14 protein-coding genes are annotated in these 18,707 nt (G+C 42.7%); 8 read left to right on the forward strand and 6 right to left on the reverse strand.

Features of this window, described 5'->3' with window-relative positions:
* Window positions 1-167: 167 nt before the first annotated feature.
* Entirely contained in the window at window positions 168-332 is a 165-nt protein-coding gene (locus OSCIL6407_RS35480; protein WP_155523410.1) for a hypothetical protein, read from the reverse strand.
* 178 nt (window positions 333-510) lie between these two features.
* Here OSCIL6407_RS35480 and folP point away from each other — a divergent pair, with 178 nt between their 5' ends.
* Window positions 511-1,368, forward strand: a complete 858-nt coding sequence (gene folP, locus OSCIL6407_RS0119455; RefSeq protein WP_026103785.1) for a dihydropteroate synthase — start codon at window positions 511-513, stop codon at window positions 1,366-1,368.
* A gap of 110 nt (window positions 1,369-1,478) precedes the next feature.
* On the opposite strand, the gene OSCIL6407_RS0119460 is transcribed toward folP, so the two are convergent.
* A complete protein-coding gene (locus OSCIL6407_RS0119460; protein ID WP_007356979.1) occupies window positions 1,479-2,264 on the reverse strand; it encodes an SPFH domain-containing protein in 786 nt (261 codons plus the stop codon).
* A gap of 729 nt (window positions 2,265-2,993) precedes the next feature.
* On the opposite strand from OSCIL6407_RS0119460, the gene OSCIL6407_RS0119465 reads away from it, so the two are divergent.
* From OSCIL6407_RS0119465 to OSCIL6407_RS0119495, 6 genes are all read left to right on the forward strand, one after another.
* Complete coding sequence (locus tag OSCIL6407_RS0119465; protein WP_007356978.1) at window positions 2,994-6,647, forward strand: WD40 domain-containing protein; 3,654 nt, start codon at window positions 2,994-2,996, stop codon at window positions 6,645-6,647.
* Between the two features lie 500 nt (window positions 6,648-7,147).
* The gene (locus tag OSCIL6407_RS0119470) at window positions 7,148-8,938 is read left to right on the forward strand and encodes a two-component system response regulator (RefSeq protein WP_007356977.1); all 1,791 of its coding nucleotides are present in this window, start codon (window positions 7,148-7,150) and stop codon (window positions 8,936-8,938) included.
* A gap of 147 nt (window positions 8,939-9,085) precedes the next feature.
* Window positions 9,086-12,394 (forward strand): response regulator, encoded by a 3,309-nt coding sequence (locus OSCIL6407_RS0119475; protein ID WP_007356976.1) that lies wholly within the window; start codon window positions 9,086-9,088, stop codon window positions 12,392-12,394.
* Window positions 12,395-12,420: 26 nt separating this feature from the next.
* Window positions 12,421-12,891, forward strand: a complete 471-nt coding sequence (locus OSCIL6407_RS0119480) for a response regulator (protein WP_007356975.1) — start codon at window positions 12,421-12,423, stop codon at window positions 12,889-12,891.
* Window positions 12,892-12,991: 100 nt separating this feature from the next.
* On the forward strand, window positions 12,992-13,633 hold the full coding sequence (locus tag OSCIL6407_RS0119490) for an LON peptidase substrate-binding domain-containing protein (RefSeq protein WP_007356974.1): 642 nt from the start codon (window positions 12,992-12,994) through the stop codon (window positions 13,631-13,633).
* Window positions 13,634-13,820: 187 nt separating this feature from the next.
* Window positions 13,821-14,252: a hypothetical protein gene (locus tag OSCIL6407_RS0119495; RefSeq protein ID WP_007356973.1), complete on the forward strand. Its 432-nt coding sequence runs from the start codon at window positions 13,821-13,823 to the stop codon at window positions 14,250-14,252.
* A gap of 307 nt (window positions 14,253-14,559) precedes the next feature.
* Here the strand turns inward: OSCIL6407_RS0119495 and OSCIL6407_RS0119500 are convergent, their stop codons facing one another.
* The 4 genes from OSCIL6407_RS0119500 to OSCIL6407_RS37870 all read right to left on the reverse strand — a co-directional run bounded on the left by OSCIL6407_RS0119500 (window position 14,560) and on the right by OSCIL6407_RS37870 (window position 16,348).
* Window positions 14,560-14,847: a YggT family protein gene (locus OSCIL6407_RS0119500; protein ID WP_007355877.1), complete on the reverse strand. Its 288-nt coding sequence runs from the start codon at window positions 14,845-14,847 to the stop codon at window positions 14,560-14,562.
* A gap of 52 nt (window positions 14,848-14,899) precedes the next feature.
* Window positions 14,900-15,214 carry a hypothetical protein gene (locus OSCIL6407_RS0119505; RefSeq protein ID WP_007355876.1) on the reverse strand — a complete coding sequence of 105 codons (315 nt, stop codon included), beginning with the start codon at window positions 15,212-15,214 and terminating at the stop codon, window positions 14,900-14,902.
* A 279-nt stretch (window positions 15,215-15,493) separates the two neighbouring features.
* Window positions 15,494-16,144, reverse strand: coding sequence for a uracil phosphoribosyltransferase (gene upp / locus OSCIL6407_RS0119510; protein ID WP_007355875.1), 651 nt, complete (start codon window positions 16,142-16,144; stop codon window positions 15,494-15,496).
* 81 nt (window positions 16,145-16,225) lie between these two features.
* Window positions 16,226-16,348 carry a hypothetical protein gene (locus OSCIL6407_RS37870; protein WP_267879557.1) on the reverse strand — a complete coding sequence of 41 codons (123 nt, stop codon included), beginning with the start codon at window positions 16,346-16,348 and terminating at the stop codon, window positions 16,226-16,228.
* A 239-nt stretch (window positions 16,349-16,587) separates the two neighbouring features.
* Here OSCIL6407_RS37870 and crtH point away from each other — a divergent pair, with 239 nt between their 5' ends.
* Entirely contained in the window at window positions 16,588-18,132 is a 1,545-nt protein-coding gene (gene crtH / locus OSCIL6407_RS0119515; protein ID WP_007355874.1) for a carotenoid isomerase, read from the forward strand.
* The last annotated feature ends 575 nt before the right edge of the window (window positions 18,133-18,707 follow it).

The raw sequence follows: 18,707 nt of genomic DNA on the forward strand, positions 1-18,707 counted from the left end.
TGGGGAGGATGGGGGAGATGGGGAGGATGGGGGAGCAACTTAATCAAGTAAAAATTTAAAATGCAAAATTAAAAATTGTGAGATTTAATTGTTAATTTTTAATTTTTAACTTTTAATTAATCTGAGGGGAGATGGGGCAGGGCTAATTCATTGTCTCTAGAGAAAGGTTAGGGTAATGCGATCGAGGATGCGATCGCACTGCGGAGGGGGCTTAATGGCGATCGCCAAAACACATCCTTACAAACCACAGTCAAAACAATGACCGCCTGTCCCAGAGAAACCTGGCCCCAAGTCCCAGATTTTCGCGCCCCCCGAAGAGCTGATTGTAGCAAGTATAACGATCGCTAACGATTACGCGATCGCCCTCAAAGACCATCAAATGCTATTCCCTTCTTTCCCTTATTCCCTAGAGCATCGTAGCATCCTAGCCCCTCTTTTCCCCTTCTTACCCTAGCCCTGAGCATCGGAGCATCGTAGCCCCTTCTTCCGCGCCCCTTCTTTTTATAACTAATGACTAACCCAAAATTGACAATTAGAAGTAAATCTTTTGAGTGGTATAAACGCACTTATATCATGGGAGTGCTGAATGTCACCCCTGATAGTTTTAGCGATGGCGGTCAATTTAACACCCTAGAATCTGCCACAGCACAAGCTCAGAAAATGGTAGAAAATGGTGTTGATATTATCGACATTGGCGGCCAATCAACTCGGCCGGGGGCTTCTGAAATTACCCTAGAAGAAGAACTAAATCGAGTTATTCCCTTAGTAGAAATCTTGCGCTCTAGGGAAAATATTTGCGCTACAGTGCCGATTTCTGTTGATACAACACGCGCCGCTGTTGCCAAAGCTGCGATCGAGGCCGGCGCTGATATAATTAATGATATTTCCGCTGCTACTTTTGACTTAGAAATGTTGCCAACGGCTGCAAAATTGGGAGTTCCAATTATATTAATGCACATTCGAGGTACGCCGCAGACAATGCAACAATTAATAGATTATCAAGATTTAATTGGGGAAATTTATCAGTTTTTAGAGGGTCGAGTTGCAGCAGCAATTGCCGCCGGAATTAATAAACTTAATATCATTATAGACCCTGGAATTGGTTTTGCCAAGAGTTATAACCAAAACTTAAAAATATTACGGGAGTTACCAACGTTTCAGTATTTAGGTTGTCCGATTTTAGTTGGTGTATCTCGCAAAAGCTTTATCGGTCATATTTTAAACCAACCTGACCCTCAACAGAGAATCTGGGGGACAGCGGCGGCTTGTACAAGTGCGATCGCGCGTGGCGCTGATATTCTCAGAGTTCATGACGTTAAAGAAATGCGCGACGTTTGTCAAGTTGCTGATGCTATATTTAGAAGGTAAAAATTAAAAAAGCGCCGCAGCTACGCCAGCCGTAGGCATCGCCCTCCTTAAAGATGATTATTTAAGTAAGTAAATCCTTCTTCCTTCTTCCTTCTTCCTTCTTCTTATTTTTAAGTATTATTCTCTGACTCTCCCATCAACCCACTAATAGCCTCTGATAACGCTTTGGGGTCCATAAAAATTATTTTTGAATTGGCACTTTCACTCAATTTGCTATTGGCTTCTACATACGTTTGAGCAATCAAAAATTTTCTAAACTCTTCACTATTCGGCTCTAAATTTAAAGCTGTAGCAAGACGTTCAATAGATGCCGCTTTACCCTCAGCTTTAGTAATCATAGCTTGTTTTTCGCTCTCCGCAGCCCGTTCCAACTCCATCGATTCCCGGACAACTTTAGGAGGAGTAATACTTTGAATTTCAACGCGGATAATCTTTACACCCCAATTCGCCGTAGCCTGATCCAATTTACTTAGCAAGTTTTTACTAATGATATCAGTTCGAGAAAGAGTCTGCTTCATTTCCCATTGCCCAATTTCAGAGCGAAGGGTAGTTAAAACCATATTCCCAATTGCCGCCTCAATATCTTGGACTTCATAATAAGCTTTCCTCAAAGTCAAAATCCGCCAATATAGTACGGCATCTACTTCTAGAGCTACATTATCTTTAGTAATAGTCGGTTGAGGTTCTACATCTAAAACCCGTTCCCGCGTTGTATCTACGTAAACGACCTTTTCTATCAACGGAATGATAAAATTGAGTCCAGATTTGATTGTTCGCTTGTATTGGCCCAAACGTTCGACTAAACCTTCCTCACCTCCGCTGATCACTCTCACAGACGAATTTACAGCGTAGCCGATGATAATCGCGGTGAGAATAGCCAGGATATACTGACTCATTTTTAGTTTCCTGCTCAGCTTTATTAGGAATTGATAAAGATTACTATTTAACTTTAGCTCAGCTTTGTCACATCATTCATAATTAGGACTAACGGAGATCGCTTTGTAGGTCGCAGTCTCGGCAGTAAAGTTACCTCTGAGACTACGCCTTTACAAACAATATCTGCGCCCGTCCTCACAAAATTAGAAGTTTTGCGAAGCTCTGAGGTAATACCTAAGATATTAAGGTTTGTAAAGTTTGGTTAAAACTCAGCTTTTAGCCATAATAATGATATTTTAGATACAGAATTAGAATTCCGTGGCAGCACTGGGGTAGTCTTCAGTCAGTCTACTCCAGTTTATTTCCCAAATAATTTGATTTTTGACTATAGGGTTGGGAATCAAAAAAACTCGTCATATAATGTACTTAAACGCATTCATAGTCATACTCTTACGTGAGTGCAACAAATACCAGCACCTATTTCTATTCATACTCTAGGACTTACGCATTTATCTACGCAATTGTGTGATTGCGAGCCAAGCACAGAACAATTGCAGGCACGCGCAAACTCGAAGCATTAGTCCTATAATCATAGTTTTACTCCAACAATATTTTGGGATGTAGTTTTGTCAGAGTTTCAAACTTTGGCTACAAAGTAAAGAAATCCAAAAATTGAGCGAATCTCACAAAGGTTGTATCAGGAAGCGGGGAAAATTTGGCTATCCCAAATCTAACATCTACTAAGAGCTGTGAAATCAACACAAACTTCTAAATCTAAGCGCCATCGCGGTTATATTCTCACTCCTGCGGGAGCGAAGAAGCTACAAAACCGGATTAGCGAATTAGAGGCTAAAACTGGTGTCACCTATAACCCCTCAAAAATTTCGGAACAGTCGCAATTAATTAGCGCTCAAGGTTTGCATTTAACGACAGTCAGAAAAATTTTGCGAGGGACAAGCGGCACAGATGAAAGTTCTCTACGCCTCGTTTTCCAGGTGTTAGGGATTGAAATGGCAGCACAGGATTACACGCAGCCGGGAATTGAAGAGGTAGTTGCTTTTGTGGGTGATGGTAACAGTAGACAATGCCAAGATGATTGGGGAGAAGCAATTGATGTTTCCCTATTTTATGGTAGAGAATCAGAACTAGAAAGCCTTATACAGTGGATAAAAAATGATAATTGCCGATTAGTGATGCTATTAGGAATGGGAGGGATTGGCAAAACAGCACTCTCAGTAAAATTAGGAGAAAAACTTCAAGATCATTTTGACTTTTTAATCTGGCGCTCGCTCCATAATGCTCCACCTTTAGAAGAACTCCTCCCCCAAATCATCCAATTCCTTTCTCAACAGCAAGAAACAGCAGCAAATTTACCCAAAACAATTAGCGGTCAAATTTCCCGGCTATGCCATTATCTGCGCGAACAGCGTTGCTTGCTAATTATTGATAATTTAGAAACACTTTTAAAATCAGGTTCTCCAGCCGGGAGATATCGCGAAGGCTATCAAGATTATGGCGAATTATTTAGACAGATAGCAGAAATTTCTCACCAAAGTTGCCTAGTATTAACCAGTCGAGAAAAACCCCAGGGCATTGCTTCTATAGAAGGCGAATCTTTGCCAGTTCGCTCTTGGCATTTAAAAGGTTTATCCGACTCGGAAGCCGAAAAAATTTTTATAGCTAAAGGCGTACAGAGTAACACGATTCAAGTCAGCATATTGACTGAATTATATCAGGGAAATCCATTAGCCTTAAAAATTGTCGCTACTTCTATTCAGGAATTATTTGTCGGTAATATTGCCGAATTTCTGACTCAAGGTACGACAGTTTTTAACGGCATTCGCAGTCTTTTAGAACAGCAGTTTGAACGTTTGTCTCCTTTAGAACAGCAAATTCTTTACTGGTTAGCAATTAACCGAGAACCTGTGAATTTTGCCAAACTTCGCGCTGATATTGTCCCCCTGGTATCGGTGGGAAGACTTTTAGAAACTTTAGAATTTATCGGTTGGCGTTCTCTAATCGAAACTCAGACAGCTAGATCGGGTCAACTTTTGACTTTACAACCTGCGGTGATGGAATATGTAAGCAACCGCTTCTCTGAGCAAGTTTGTACAGAAATTCGTGCCGTTGCTGAGTCAGGAAAACTCTGCAATCTTAACTTGTTTAAGCATCATGCTTTAATCAAAGCTGAATCTCAAGAGTTTATCCGTTCTTCCCAAGTGAATTCGATTCTCCAGCCGATAATTGACGAATTATTAACGAGTTTTGGCACGCGGGAAAATTTGATTTCTGCTCTGACAATTATTCTTTCCTATTTGCATTCTGATTCTTTATCAACTCCCGGCTATACCGCTGGTAATTTACTCAATTTACTTGTGAATTTACAAGCGGATTTAAGTGCGATTGATTTTTCTGGCTTGACGATTTGGCAAGCTTACCTGCAAGGGGTGAATTTGCGCCGAGTTAACTTTGAAAAAGCAAATTTAGGGAAGTCAGTTTTTAGCGAAACTTTTGCTAATATTTACAGCGTTGCTTTCAGTCCAGATGGAGGAAAGATTGCGACGGGACACGCAGATGGAGAGGTGCGTTTGTGGCAAGTTGAAGATGGGAAACTGTTGTTTCGATCGCTAGGCCATACCGGTGCAGTTTGGTCTTTAAGCTTTTCCCCCGATGGCGAAACCTTGGCTTCCGGTAGCTTTGACTGGACAATTCGACTGTGGGCCCTGCCAAATGGAGAATTGCGCCAAACTTTGCAAGGTCATGGAGATTGGGTATGGGCGATCGCATTTAACCCAGACGGTCAATTGTTGGCTAGTTGTAGTAGCGATCGCACGATCAAACTCTGGGATATCAACGGAAACTGCATCAAAACTCTAGAGGGACACACCGATAGCATCAATGCCATTGCCTTCAACCCCGACGGCAAAACCTTCGCCACAGGTAGTAACGATCGAACTATCAGAATTTGGCGAGTTGATACATTTGAGTGTCACCAAATTCTCCAAGGTAGCGATAGTCAAATTTCCGCGATCGCCTTTAGTCCTGATGGCGATATCCTTGCCACCTGCGACACTCAAACCATCAAACTCTGGGATGTCAAAACTGGAGAATGTCGTCACACCATTGCCAACAACCTAACTTTTGTTTGGTCTATCGTCTTTAGTCCCGATGGTCAAACCTTCATCGGAGGTGATGGCAAAGTTATCAAATTTTGGCATATTGAAACTGGAGAATGTTGGCAAACTCTCTCAGGATTTAGCAGTCAAGTTTGGTCAGTAGCGTTCAGTACCGATGGGCAAATTATTGCCGCCAGCGACAAGCAAAGCTTGCGTTTATGGCAAGTAGGTGAAAAAGATGATGTCGCTGAGTTTCACACTATCCAAAGTTATACAAATTCAGTTTGGTCGGTTGCCATTAGCCAGAATTTAGCACCAGGCGCGATCCCTAATGCCAGCCTAGCGATCGCCTGTGGCGGCGCAAGCGGAACAGTAACTCTGTGGGACATAGAAACCCACCAATGTCTCAAAACCCTCCACCGCCACCAGAAATCAGTTCGCAGCGTAGCATTTAGTCCCAACGGCGAAACCCTAGCTAGCGCAGGGGAAGACAAAACAATTTGGCTTTGGGAAGTAAATACTGGTCGGGTAAAAACGCCCCTTTTGGGACATACAGGTTGCGTTTGGTCAGTAGCCTTTAGTCCCGATGGTAGGATTTTAGCTAGCGGAAGTAGCGATCGCACAATTCGGCTGTGGGATATCAACACCAGCCGCACTCTAAAAATTCTCTCAGACCATGAAAGTTGGGTTTTATCCGTAACCTTTGACCCCAATGGCAAGTTTTTGGCCAGTAGCAGCGCCGACCAAACAATTCGACTTTGGGATATCAACACTGGTGAATGTCTAAAAACCCTGTTCGGACATCAAGGTTTAATTTGGTCAGTCACCTTCGATCGCGATGGGAAAACCCTAGCCAGCGCTAGCGAAGATACCACCATCAAAGTTTGGGATATCGAAACTGGGGAATGCCAGCAAACCTTAGAAGGACATAAGAGTTTAGTGTGGTCGATCGCCTCTAGTCCTGACGGTAAACTACTCGCAAGCACTAGCGCTGACCAAACAGTAAGAATTTGGGACAGCCTTACGGGTCAATGCGTCAAGGTATTAGAGAGTCACGGTAGCAACCTTTGGTCTGTGGCCTTCGCCAAAAACAGTAAAACTCTCGCCAGTGGTAGCAATGATGAAACTGTAAAGGTTTGGGATGTGGAAACGGGAGAATGCTTGGATACGCTGAGGCCCGAAAGGATTTATGAAGGGATGAATATTACCGGAGTTACGGGACTGACAGAAGCTCAAAAGGCGACGTTGAAAGCCTTGGGGGCTAGGGAAGAAGGGGCTAGGGGCTAGGGGCTAGGGAAGAGGGGGAAGATGGGAATAGAATTAGCGAGTTTAGTGAAACTCAGAACGTCTTAGCTGCCAAGAAGGTTGCTATAGAACTTACGCAGGATTCACGTTACACCGCCCAGAAAGGCGGTGACTTTACCACACAGAGGGCGATCGTACTGCGATCGCGTATAATCTCAATTCTTGAAACTAGAACTACAGATAATCACTATTTAAATTTTGCACGATCGTATAATATGAGATTTTATATGTAGTTAGCATTTAAAGAATTGGGATAAGTCCTGAAGTTAATTTAATCATCCCCCCTCTGTCTCTCTCCCCCTGTACCCCTCTCCCCCTCCCCCCCTCCCCCCATTTCCCTTAACTTCTCCTTAAAATCACTATCTTCTCCCCAAAATTCTTTGTGCCATTCAAAAATATAGTTATCGATCTAGCGGTCATAACAAATGAACTGACCAAATTAGTGAACAGTGAAATCATCTACGCAGAAGGCATAAGCAGCCATGAACGAGAATAAAAATTACCTCAAATCGGTAGAAATCCTGATCGTTGATGACTCGCCAGCCAACTTGCGCTTACTTTCTTCATTACTAATACAGCAGGGTTACAACGTTCGCAAAGCTATTAGCGGACAAGCAGCATTAAGAGCCGCAGAAGTAGTAATTCCCGATTTAATCTTATTAGATGCTATCATGCCACACATGGATGGATATGAGGTTTGTCAGCGATTGAAGTCAAATCCAAAAACAGCACAAATACCTGTGATATTCTTGAGTTTTTTGACTGAAAATGAAGAAAGAGTAAAAGCATTTAAATTTGGATGTTGTGATTATATTAATAAACCCTTCAGTTTAGATGAAATCCTGATAAAAATTGAAAAACAACTAAATTTGAAGGCAGCAAGAGAGGAAATTATGCAAATGAATGCTGAATTTAAACAAGAAGCAAAAGAATATCAAATCCAGCTAGAAGTTGCCAATGCCAAACTAAAAATGGCATTGCGCGATCGGCTCACCAACTTGCCAAACCGAGCATCATTTATTGAGTCTCTAGAAACAGCTATAAATCGTGCAAAAATAGATTCAGACTATCGATTTTTCGTGCTATCTCTCGACTGCGATCGCTTTAAAATCATCAATAATTCTCTCGGCTATCACATCGGAGACGAACTGCTAACCGCCGTTGCCCGCCGCTTAGAAGCTGATTTAAGTCCCGATGACATTTTTGCACGGTTAGGAGATGACGAATTCGCTATTTTACTCCCCGATAGACAAGATATCAGCACTGCCACAAAAGTTGCTAGCGAAATCATAAAAAAACTTACTTTTCCCTTTCACTTGCAAGGATATGAAGTATTTGTCAGCGCCAGCATTGGCATTGCTTCAGGCAGCAGAGAATATAGTCAGCCAGAACATATCCTGCGAGATGCCGATAGCGCCTTAAACCGCGCCAAAGAAAAGGGAAAAGCCCGCTATCAAATTTTTGATAGCACTATGCGCGAGAAAGCTTCCCAATTTTTACAGTTAGAAACAGACCTGCGAAAAGCCATCATCAAAAAAGAATTTTGCGTACACTACCAACCAATTATTGACCTTAAAACTGGAAAAATTGCGGGAGTAGAAGCACTGCTGCGTTGGCAGCATCCCACCAGAGGTTTAATTTATCCAGCAGACTTCATTCCCATAGCAGAAGAAACAGGTTTAATTACTCCGATTGGCAATTGGGTATTAGGAGAATCTTGTCGTCAGTTACGCCTATGGCAAATAGCAGGAATTGCCGGAGAGTCCTTCAGCGTCAGCGTCAATTTTTCAGCACACCAATTTGCCCAAGCAGACTTAATTGAGCAAATTGATGCAATTCTCGCCGAAACACAACTTAACCCTCAGTGCTTAAAACTCGAAATTACTGAAAGTGCCATCATAGAAAACACCCAATCGGCTGCACTCATTATCCAACAATTAAGAGCAAGGCAAATTCAGTTAAGCCTCGATGATTTTGGCATGGGATATTCTTCTCTGAGTTATCTCAACTCATTTCCTGTCAATACTCTGAAAGTTGACAAATCCTTTGTGCAACGCTTAGACGGTAATTCAGAAAATTTAGGACTGGTTCCAGCAATTATGTGTATTGCCAGGACAATGGGAATGAACGTAATCGCTGAAGGCATAGAAACGACTCAACAACTAGACCAACTCAGAAATTTAAACTGCCACTTCAGCCAAGGATATTTATTTTCTAGACCTTTGGAGGCGCAAAAAGTAGTAGAGTTGATTGCTTCTGCTCCTCAGTGGTGAAAGATCGAGGTATTTCTATGATGGGGAACTAACGAAAGATTTTTCCTTGAATAACCTACCAAAGTCTTATAAACTTGTACATATAGCGAAGTTGAGGTGCTCGTCAAATAGGTTTAGATAAGTTCTATGAAGCAATGAATAGCCACCATGAACAGCTTACCTAACGATTGTGTCACAGCCTCTATCTTGATTGTAGACGACATGGTGGATAACCTCCGGCTGCTTTCTGATTTGCTGACAGAACAAGGCTATAAAGTTCGAGGCGTATCCAAAGGTACAATGGCTCTCAAGGCAGCGAAGTCATTTTCCCCTGACTTAATTTTGCTGGATATTATGATGCCAGAGATGGATGGCTATGAGGTTTGCCAACACCTGAAAGCTGCGGAAAATACTTGCGATATCCCGATTATTTTTATCAGTGCTTTGAACGATGCGGCAGATCAACTCAAAGCTTTTGCTGTGGGAGGCGTAGATTATATCACAAAACCCTTTCGCATAGAAGAAATTCTTGCCAGAGTTAAGAACCATTTGCGACTGCGCGAGTTGCAAAAAAAACTGGCACAGCAAAATGAGCGCCTGGAGAAGGAAATTTGGGATCGTCAATTATTAGAAGATAAACTTCGCTCTTCAGAGGCGGCAATTCGGGTGTTTTTTGAAGCGATGAATGACATCGTATTACTGATTGACGCTGAGGATTTTAGTATCAAAGTTGCCCCTACAAATTCTACTAGATTTTACCCAGATGATACCGACATTCTCGGTCAAACTATAGAACAATTTTTTGGAGAAAATGCCGAGATTTTTCAGAGTCAAATCCGGTTGGCTTTAGATACACAACAAATTGTTAACTTTGAGTATAGTTTACTAACAAGCCAGGGCGAAGTTTGGTTTATTGCCAGTATTACCCCCACATCAGAAAATACAGTAGCTTGGGTGGGTCGAGATATTAGCGATCGCAAACAGGTAGAAGCAGCGCTGCGCCAAAGTGAAGAAAGATTTAGGAGTTTAGTAGATAATATTCCCGGTGCTATCTACCGCTGCATTTTTAACTCTGATGTCAGAGTGGAATTTTTCAGCGATGCTGTTGAGGAAATAGTTGGCTATCAAGCGAGCGAATTTATTCACGATCGAGTGCGGAGTTGGACAAGTATTGTCCATCCTCAAGATCGAGAAATGGTTAAATTAACCATCCAAAAATCTCTGGAAATTAGACACCCTTTCGTACTAGAATATAGAGTAATTAATGCCAATGGTAGTATCCGCTGGGTTTATGACAAAGGTCAAGGCTGTTTTGCCCAAGACGGGAGTTTATTATGGATAGATGGGGCAATATTTGATATCAGCGATCGCAAACAGCAGGAAGAAACTCTGCAACGCCGAGCTAAAATTGATAGCCTACTTAGTAATATTTCTCGTACTTTTCTAGACCAGGATATCGATACGGCGATTAATTTTACCTTAAGAGTAATGGGGGAATATACAGCTAGCGATCGCAGTTACATCATCCGCTACTCTGAAAGCCAAAATCAAATGAACAATACCTATGAGTGGTGTGCTGAAGGTATTGTACCACTGATTGGCGATTTGCAGGCAGTTTCAACCCAGAGTTTTACTTGGTTTTATCAACAGCTAATCAGTGCCAAAGTAGTTAAAATCCCTCGGCTTTCAGACTTACCCCCTGAAGCTAACGCAGAGAAAGCAGCACTTGAACGCCAATGCGTCCAATCAACCGTTAATGTTGCTTTAATGGAATCAGGCAACTTAGTAGGATTCATTGGTTTAAATACCGTGAAATCTTCCCGAAATTGGAGTTCGGAAGAGATCGGTCTTCTAAAAATAGTAGGAGAAATTGTTGCTATTAGTCTGGCTCGTCATGAAGCCGAAGTTGCCCAGGAAAAAGCGGCAAAAGCTGCCTTTGCTGCTAGCAAATCGAAAAGCGAATTTCTCGCTAATATGAGTCACGAACTCCGCACTCCCCTCACCGCCATTCTTGGTCTTTCTGAAGCCTTACGAGATGAAGTTTTCGGCCCTTTAACTGCCAAACAACACCAAAAACTAGCAACTATTGAGCAGAGCGGTCAACATTTGCTAGAACTGATTAATGATGTTCTCGATTTATCAAAAATTGAATCGGGCAAGATGGAATTGCACTTAAGTAATACTGACATTCAAGGATTATGCGATGCCAGCCTAGCCTTTGTCCGACAACAAGCTCACCAAAAACAAATTAAACTCAGCGCTCACGTTCCTCCCAGAATTGGTAAAGTCAAAATTGATGAACGGCGGATGCGACAACTCCTGATTAATTTACTCAGCAATGCCGTCAAATTTACCCCAGAAAGCGGTGCAGTTTGGATAGAAGTTAAAGGAGATTTAGAACATGAAACTTTGCAGTTTATCGTCGCTGATACAGGCATTGGAATTGCGCCAGAAAACATCGGTAAACTCTTTCAACCTTTTGTGCAAGTAGATAGTTCTTTTACTCGCCGCTATGCAGGTACAGGTTTAGGATTAGCTTTAGTCCGCCAAGTGATAGAATTGCACGGAGGTAGCGTTTCCCTAGAAAGCGAATTAGGTAGCGGCAGCCGTTTTACAGTTTCTCTCCCCTGGAAGCAAGAAGTTAAAAAAAGTGCGGCTCCGATGACGATTGCCGCTCATAAATCTTTGAATATTAATCAAGTTTTGATTGTAGAAGATTCTGCGCCTGCTGCCGAACAAATTGCCCATTACTTAGCAGAACTAGGTATTAACAATTCTGCGATTTATTCCTTGGGAACAGGGATAGTACAAGAAGCGATCCAAATTAACCCAGATGCGATTATTTTAGATTTGCAACTACCAGATCGCTCTGGTTGGGATGTGTTAGCACAACTCAAAGCGGAACCGCGTACCCAGAATATTCCTATTTTGATTGTTTCTGTGGCTGACGAACCTGTACGATCGCCAGCAGCAAGTGTATATGAGTATTTAGTCAAACCTTTTTCCCGGCATCAGTTTCAGTTGGCTTTACGCAAGTTAGCTCCTGCTCCCCAACAGCTTGAAAAAACGGCTATGATGTCAGAATCAAAGTCATTACCTTTGATTTTACTGGCAGAGGACAATGAGGCAAATATCTCTACAATAGTGGAATATTTGGAAGCTGTCGGCTACCGAGTAGCAACTGCCCTTAACGGAGTAGAAGCAATACAGATGGCAAGAGAGTTAAAACCGAATTTAGTGCTAATGGATATCCAGATGCCAGCAATGGATGGTTTAGAAGCAACCCGTCAACTGCGAGCCGATGTAGAATTTGTTCAATTGCCAATTATTGCTCTGACTTCCCTCGCCATGCCTGGAGATAGGGAAAAATGTTTAGAAGTGGGAGTAAATGAGTATCTAGCAAAACCCGTAAGCTTGAAAAAGCTTGTAGAGGCGATCGCCTTTCAGCTCGATCGATGTCAGACTTTAATCCTCTAAAATTAATTCTGGAGTATTGTATATATATGCAAGATAAACAAACTTTGAATAGCGATCGCAAACTGAACTTATTAGTGATCGACGACGAAGAAAGCATATTTGAAGTCATCGAAGGATTGCTCTATCGCGAGGGATATAATTTCACCTATGTAGGTAGCGGCAAAGAAGCCTTAAATCGTATAGATGAGATTCAACCCGATGTCATGTTGTTGGATGTGATGATGCCAGAGATAGACGGGATCGAAACTTGCCAGCTAATTAAATCTAATCACCGGTGGTGTCACATTCCGATTATTATGGTGACAGCACTGAGTTCCAAAGAAGATTTAGCTCGCTCTCTTGAAGCTGGTGCCGATGATTTTTTGTCGAAACCGATTAACAGTATAGAACTAAGAGCTCGCGTTCGCTCAATGTTGCGGATCAAGCTACAGTACGACGCTTTAGCTGCAACACAAAGGCTGAGAACTCTGAATTTATTCAGTGCCTTTGTCAATTAACTGGGTAAACTGCGAACGGATCGAAGTCTGACTACCCCGCGATCGCCCAAATCGGTTAAAGTTAAGAAAATAACCGCAAACATCGTTATTTAAAGGGACAATGGCATCCTCTTCCTCTGTAGCAGTTCGCGAACTCCCCCTATTTCCGCTACCGGAGGTGGTTCTATTCCCCAGTAGACCACTCCCACTGCAAATTTTCGAGTTTCGCTACCGAATTATGATGAATACGATTCTGGAGAGCGATCGCCGTTTTGGGGTACTCATGTGGGACCCCAACCAAAACAAAGTAGCTGCCGTTGGTTGCTGCGCTGAAGTAATTCACTGTCAGCGTCTCCCTGACGATCGCATGAAAATCATGACTTTAGGCCAGCAGCGCTTCCGAGTGATCGAAGCAGTCCGAGAAAAACCCTATTTAGTGGGTTTAGTCGAATGGATAGAAGATTATCCCCCAGAAAAAGACCTTAGACCCCTAGCCAGGGAAGTTGAACAATTGCTACGGGATGTAGTTCGACTATCTGGCAAATTGATGGATCAAGCTATTGAATTACCAGAAGATATTCCTAGTCTACCTACTGAATTATCCCACTGGGTTGCTAGCAATCTTTACGGCGTAGCAACAGAGCAACAAGGTTTATTAGAAATGCAAGATACCGCAGCTAGACTCGAACGCGAGGCGGAAATTTTGACTTCTACTCGCAATCAATTAGCAGCTCGAACAGTCCTTAAAGATACATTGAAATGACATTGTTAAATGCTAATTACTAATTGCTAATTGCTAATTGCTAATTGCTAATTGCTAATTGCTAATTGCTAATTGCTAATTGGGGAAAAAATTTCCCCCTCTCCCAATCTTCCTTCTTCCTTCTTCCTTCTTCCTTCTTCCTTCTTCCTTCTGCTATACTGTAGAATTATCAAAACAGATAAAAATTATGCGCTTTAAAACTTTTACTAATGTTGTCATTTCTTGCCTAATAGGAATTTTAACTTGGCTGTGGGTTCCCCCCGCTTTAGCGTTGACACAAATTAAGCTATCCGACATTTCTTATCACGACTGTCCCCCAGAAATGGCAGAAGGAACAGTCACCAGCGGTTCTAGCATGGCCGCTAACTGCTTTCTAGTAACAGGCAAAGCCTCAAACACCTCTGGCAAAACAGTATTTGATGCCGACATTTTCGGCCGCATCTACGATGCTCAAGGTAATTCCGTCATGCAAAACCGTACTAGAATAGGTTCTATTGAAGAAGTTCCCCCAGGAGTTAGCGATTTTGAAATCCGTATCTCTGTTGCTGCCAATCAACCAACTCCTTTAGAACTCAAGCAATTTAAAGCAACTGGTTTTACAGGTAAAGTGCGGCGCTAAGTGAATCCACCTAATTAAACATAAGATAAGGATGGCTAAAAAGCTGACTGTATAAACATTCTTCCTTCTCTCCTAGATAACTAAATTTTTTTTCCTTCTCTCCTAGATAACTAAATTTTTTTCCTTCTTTCTTCTCTCCTAGATAACTAAATCCTTCTTCCTTCTTCCTTCTACTTAAAATCGGCAAAAAAATAGGATGATGTTAGAGGCCATCATCCGCTTACTGCAACTTGAAAGCTTGCTCAACCTTTGCTAGCAGTTACCAACATTTAGCAGACTGGAAGCTGTTAAGATAAAGCCTTAGCAACTAAATCGCAGTTTGCAAATTACCTAACAAACCGGTTAAAAGTTGAGCCGCGATTTGGAGGACAAAAAACGCAATCATGGGAGAAAAGTCAATTCCACCCAAAGGGGGAATAATCGAACGGAATAGATTTAAGTAAGGATCTGTTAACTGACTCAAGATCGAAAACGGCGGATCGAACCAGTTAATATTGGGGAACCAGCTTAAAAGTACCCGCACGATCATCAGAACTAGATATATTTGCACAAATGTCGCCAGGGTACTGGCTAGCAGACCTATTGAAGAACTCATTTCTTTACTAAAGTTTAAAACGACTTTGATTTCAATTTTAGCACAAATCGGCTTACTGGTCTTCAGCCAGCGATTCCTCGCCGTTATGAGCTGGTGAATTCCCATTCACACTGCCAAGCTGCAAGCGCACATCATCAATTGCCTGATTTAGTTGTGCAATTTTATCTTCCAGACTCAGGCGAGCTCCTTCAATGCGTTCGCTTTCAAGTTGGCGCTTTTTACCTTTGTTACCCTTGATCTCGGAGAATTCAGCCAGTGAATTTTCAGTAGCGCGGCGAACAAGTACAGTGCCTAAAACTGCACCCACTAAGCCGCCAATCGCAGCTCCTGCAATAAACCCCCCTGTAAAACCATCTCGATTGCTCATGCTTTCACCGACCCATGCAATATTTTCTTTACTAAAACTCAGCTCATTTCAATCTCCGATCGGGATTAAAACTGCTTACCTCGCAAGGTTTTTAAGCTATTTTCTTTGAGATTATAACATTTTTTAGCCTCGTTTTAATCCCGCTTTAAGGATTGTAAGTTATAGCAACCACCAAGGTGTTTAGGACATCCTGATGTCCTTCCCCCCTTGATTCTCTTCCCTTCTTCCCTTCTTCCCTTCTTCCCTAGTCCCTAGTCCCTAGCCCCTAGCCCCTAGTTATTAAGTGCCAAAAGTGCGATCGCCAGCATCACCCAGTCCCGGTACAATAAAACCGTGTTCATTCAGATGCTCATCGATCCCTGCTGTATAAATATTCAAATTCGGATACAGCACGCTTAAACGCTGCAAAGCTGGTGCAGCAACCACCACAGAGATAATCCGAATCAAGCTAGGATCGATCCCGCGCTGAGTCAATTCCTCCATTGTCTTGATAATCGTCCCCCCAGTTGCCAACATCGGCTCACTAATTAAAACCCGCGTTTCCGGGTTAAACTCCGGCGGTAACTTATTCAAATAACAACTAACTGCCAGCGTCTCCTCATTCCGCACCATACCGAGATGATAAATCGCAGCTAGGGGAACCACAGTCTGAATTCCTTCCATCAATCCCAACCCCGCCCGCAGAATAGGAATCACAACTAGCGGCGCTTCTGGATTGATAAACGTACCCGGACATTCAGCCAAAGGCGTTTGCACCATTGCATCCACCGTAGGTAGCCAATCTCGAATCGCCTCATAAGTCAACCACCGCCCCAATTCCGTCATGGCCGAGCGAAATAATACCGACGGTGTAGCCACGTCGCGGGCGACAGCTAGCCAGTGCTTGATTAAAGGATGAGGGGGGACGAACACGCGGAGTTGGGGAGGCATCGGTAGAAAATTAGAGAAAATAGGAGTTTGAGAAAGTTTTAGAGGCAAGGTGGAATTTTTCAATTTCCAACACCCAAACTATCATACCCCCGATTCGTAACGCCGCCCTCTGGGGGGCAAAGATACCGCCCAGAGGGTGGCGTTACGTATAGCAACCGCCAAGGCATATAAGTTATTGAAAAAGTTTTCCAATAGAGTTGACATAAATTTGCAACAAGGTTATAGTGATTTTTAGTGTTCTCCTCTCAAAGGATCGGCAGACGGGGGCAGTCGGCAATGGTAGACTGTTCCCGCATTTTTTTTTCACCAGAACTTTCCACATCATAGTAACGCCGCCATTCTGGGGATAAAGATACCGCCAGGATAGCGGCGTTACAGACAATTGCCCTTGGCTTTGCGCGGGGAATTAGTCTAAAATCTAAAATTTAAAATCTAAAATCAAAATGTCCGTTTCCACCCCATCCCAGTCATTTTCTGCTATCCCCCCTCAACAAACCAAGGAGTTTGATGTCATCGTCATCGGTTCAGGCATTGGAGGACTGGTGACAGCCACCCAGCTAGCCGCCAAGGGAGCCCAAGTTCTCGTACTCGAAAGTTACGTTATTCCCGGCGGAAGTGCGGGTTACTTTGACCGGGATGGGTATCGGTTTGATGTCGGGGCATCGATGATTTTTGGGTTTGGGCAAAAGGGTACTACTAACCTGCTCACCCGTGCCCTGCAAGCGGTGAATGTCAGCTTGGAAACTATTCCCGATCCCGTGCAGATTCACTATCACCTGCCTAACGGTTTGGAAATCCAAGTTCACCAAGTATATGAGAAATTCTTGCAAGAACTAATTGATAAATTTCCTCAAGAGCGGGAAGGAATCAGGCAATTTTACGATGAGTGCTGGCAGGTGTTCAACTGCCTCAACGCGATGGAGTTGCTTTCTCTGGAGGAAGTGGGATATCTGATGCGAGTGTTTTTCAAGCATCCCCTTGCTTGTTTGGGGTTGGTGAAGTATTTACCTCAGAATGTCGGTGACATTGCTCGTCGCTACATTAAAGATCCAAATTTACTCAAATTTATTGACATTGAGTGTTACTGTTGGTCAGTAGTTCCCGCTGAATTAACGCCAATGATTAATGCAGGGATGGTGTTTTCTGACAGGCACTACGGTGGCATTAACTATCCTAAAGGCGGAGTTGGGCAAATTGCTCAAAAATTAGTAGAAGGGTTGGAAAAAGCTGGCGGAACAATTCAGTATAAAGCTAGGGTAGCGCGGATTATTACAGAAAATGGCCGCGCGGTGGGTGTGGAATTAACAACTGGCGAAGTTTATCGGGCAAAACGGATAGTTTCTAATGCTACTCGTTGGGATACTTTTGAGAAGTTATTACCTGCGGAGGCAATGCCTAGTAAAGAGAAGAAATGGCAGCAACGCTATCAGAAATCTCCGAGTTTTTTGAGTTTACATTTGGGTGTTGAAGCTTCTGTATTGCCCAAGGATACGGCGTGTCACCATATTTTATTAGAAAATTGGGATAAAATGGAAGCACCGAAAGGGACGATTTTTGTGTCAATTCCCACATTGCTAGATCCGAGTTTGGCACCGAAAGGATATCATATTGTTCATACTTTTACGCCGAGTTGGATGGAGGAGTGGGAAGGTTTATCGGTGAAGGAGTATGAGGAGAAAAAAGAAGAGGCGGCGGGGAGAGTTATTGAGAGGTTAGAGCAGATTTTTCCGGGTTTAGATGCGGGTTTGGATTATATGGAAGTCGGTACGGCGCGATCGCACCGCCGATTTTTAGGCCGCGAAGATGGGACTTATGGGCCGATTCCACAGCGAAAGTTATTGGGTTTGCTGGGAATGCCTTTTAATCGGACTTCTATTCCTGGGTTATATTGTGTGGGAGATAGTACGTTTCCGGGTCAGGGTTTGAATGCTGTCGCTTTTTCCGGTTTTGCTTGCGCTCATCGAATTGCTGTGGATTTGGGATTTTGAGTGTCAACGCAGATGCCCACAATTAAAGGTTAACGGTTAACTGTTAACGGTTAACTGTTAACCAATTACCTCGTTTGATTGGTTTGGTACAAAGGGTTAAAGCCATCCTACAAATGACTAGGTTTATTTACTTAGCAGTTAGCGATCGCGCGATTTTTATTGAACGCAAAGAAAACCTTATTGGCTACATAACATTGAATGAATTTTTCCGTATCTACCTTTTGATATAAAAAACAATAATGTTTTCCCAAAAAAATCAAAAAAACCATAACTTAACCTTATTGATTGTTCCATATAACAGAATAAAATTATTTTTTATTAAATTTTCACACTTCGTTAACATTTGCAGGGAAAATCTAGATATTCTCCTAATTTAAGACAAACTGGGGTAGTCCTAATCTGCGCGTAAAGCTAGGGATCGGTGGGGCTCCGAACCAGATAACAGGGTGGATTTTTACAAAAAAAACTTTAATTGAGGTCTTTGCGACAAGGTTCTCAAAAAACAGACCAGCTACCTACAAAGGAGGCTGTACCTTTCTTTAATGCTGTAGGCCATAAGCGAACCTAAAGGTAAA

The organism is Kamptonema formosum PCC 6407, assembly GCF_000332155.1.
Lineage (GTDB): Bacteria > Cyanobacteriota > Cyanobacteriia > Cyanobacteriales > Microcoleaceae > Kamptonema > Kamptonema formosum.

Coding starts and splice junctions, on each gene's coding strand:
- folP (WP_026103785.1), top strand. CDS start 511: ATGACTAACCCAAAATTGACAATTAGAAGTAAATCTTTTGAGTGGTAT.
- OSCIL6407_RS0119460 (WP_007356979.1), bottom strand. CDS start 2,264: ATGAGTCAGTATATCCTGGCTATTCTCACCGCGATTATCATCGGCTAC.
- OSCIL6407_RS0119470 (WP_007356977.1), top strand. CDS start 7,148: ATGAACGAGAATAAAAATTACCTCAAATCGGTAGAAATCCTGATCGTT.
- OSCIL6407_RS0119475 (WP_007356976.1), top strand. CDS start 9,086: ATGAACAGCTTACCTAACGATTGTGTCACAGCCTCTATCTTGATTGTA.
- OSCIL6407_RS0119480 (WP_007356975.1), top strand. CDS start 12,421: ATGCAAGATAAACAAACTTTGAATAGCGATCGCAAACTGAACTTATTA.
- OSCIL6407_RS0119490 (WP_007356974.1), top strand. CDS start 12,992: ATGGCATCCTCTTCCTCTGTAGCAGTTCGCGAACTCCCCCTATTTCCG.
- OSCIL6407_RS0119495 (WP_007356973.1), top strand. CDS start 13,821: ATGCGCTTTAAAACTTTTACTAATGTTGTCATTTCTTGCCTAATAGGA.
- OSCIL6407_RS0119500 (WP_007355877.1), bottom strand. CDS start 14,847: ATGAGTTCTTCAATAGGTCTGCTAGCCAGTACCCTGGCGACATTTGTG.
- OSCIL6407_RS0119505 (WP_007355876.1), bottom strand. CDS start 15,214: ATGAGCAATCGAGATGGTTTTACAGGGGGGTTTATTGCAGGAGCTGCG.
- upp (WP_007355875.1), bottom strand. CDS start 16,144: ATGCCTCCCCAACTCCGCGTGTTCGTCCCCCCTCATCCTTTAATCAAG.
- OSCIL6407_RS37870 (WP_267879557.1), bottom strand. CDS start 16,348: ATGTCAACTCTATTGGAAAACTTTTTCAATAACTTATATGCCTTGGCG.
- crtH (WP_007355874.1), top strand. CDS start 16,588: ATGTCCGTTTCCACCCCATCCCAGTCATTTTCTGCTATCCCCCCTCAA.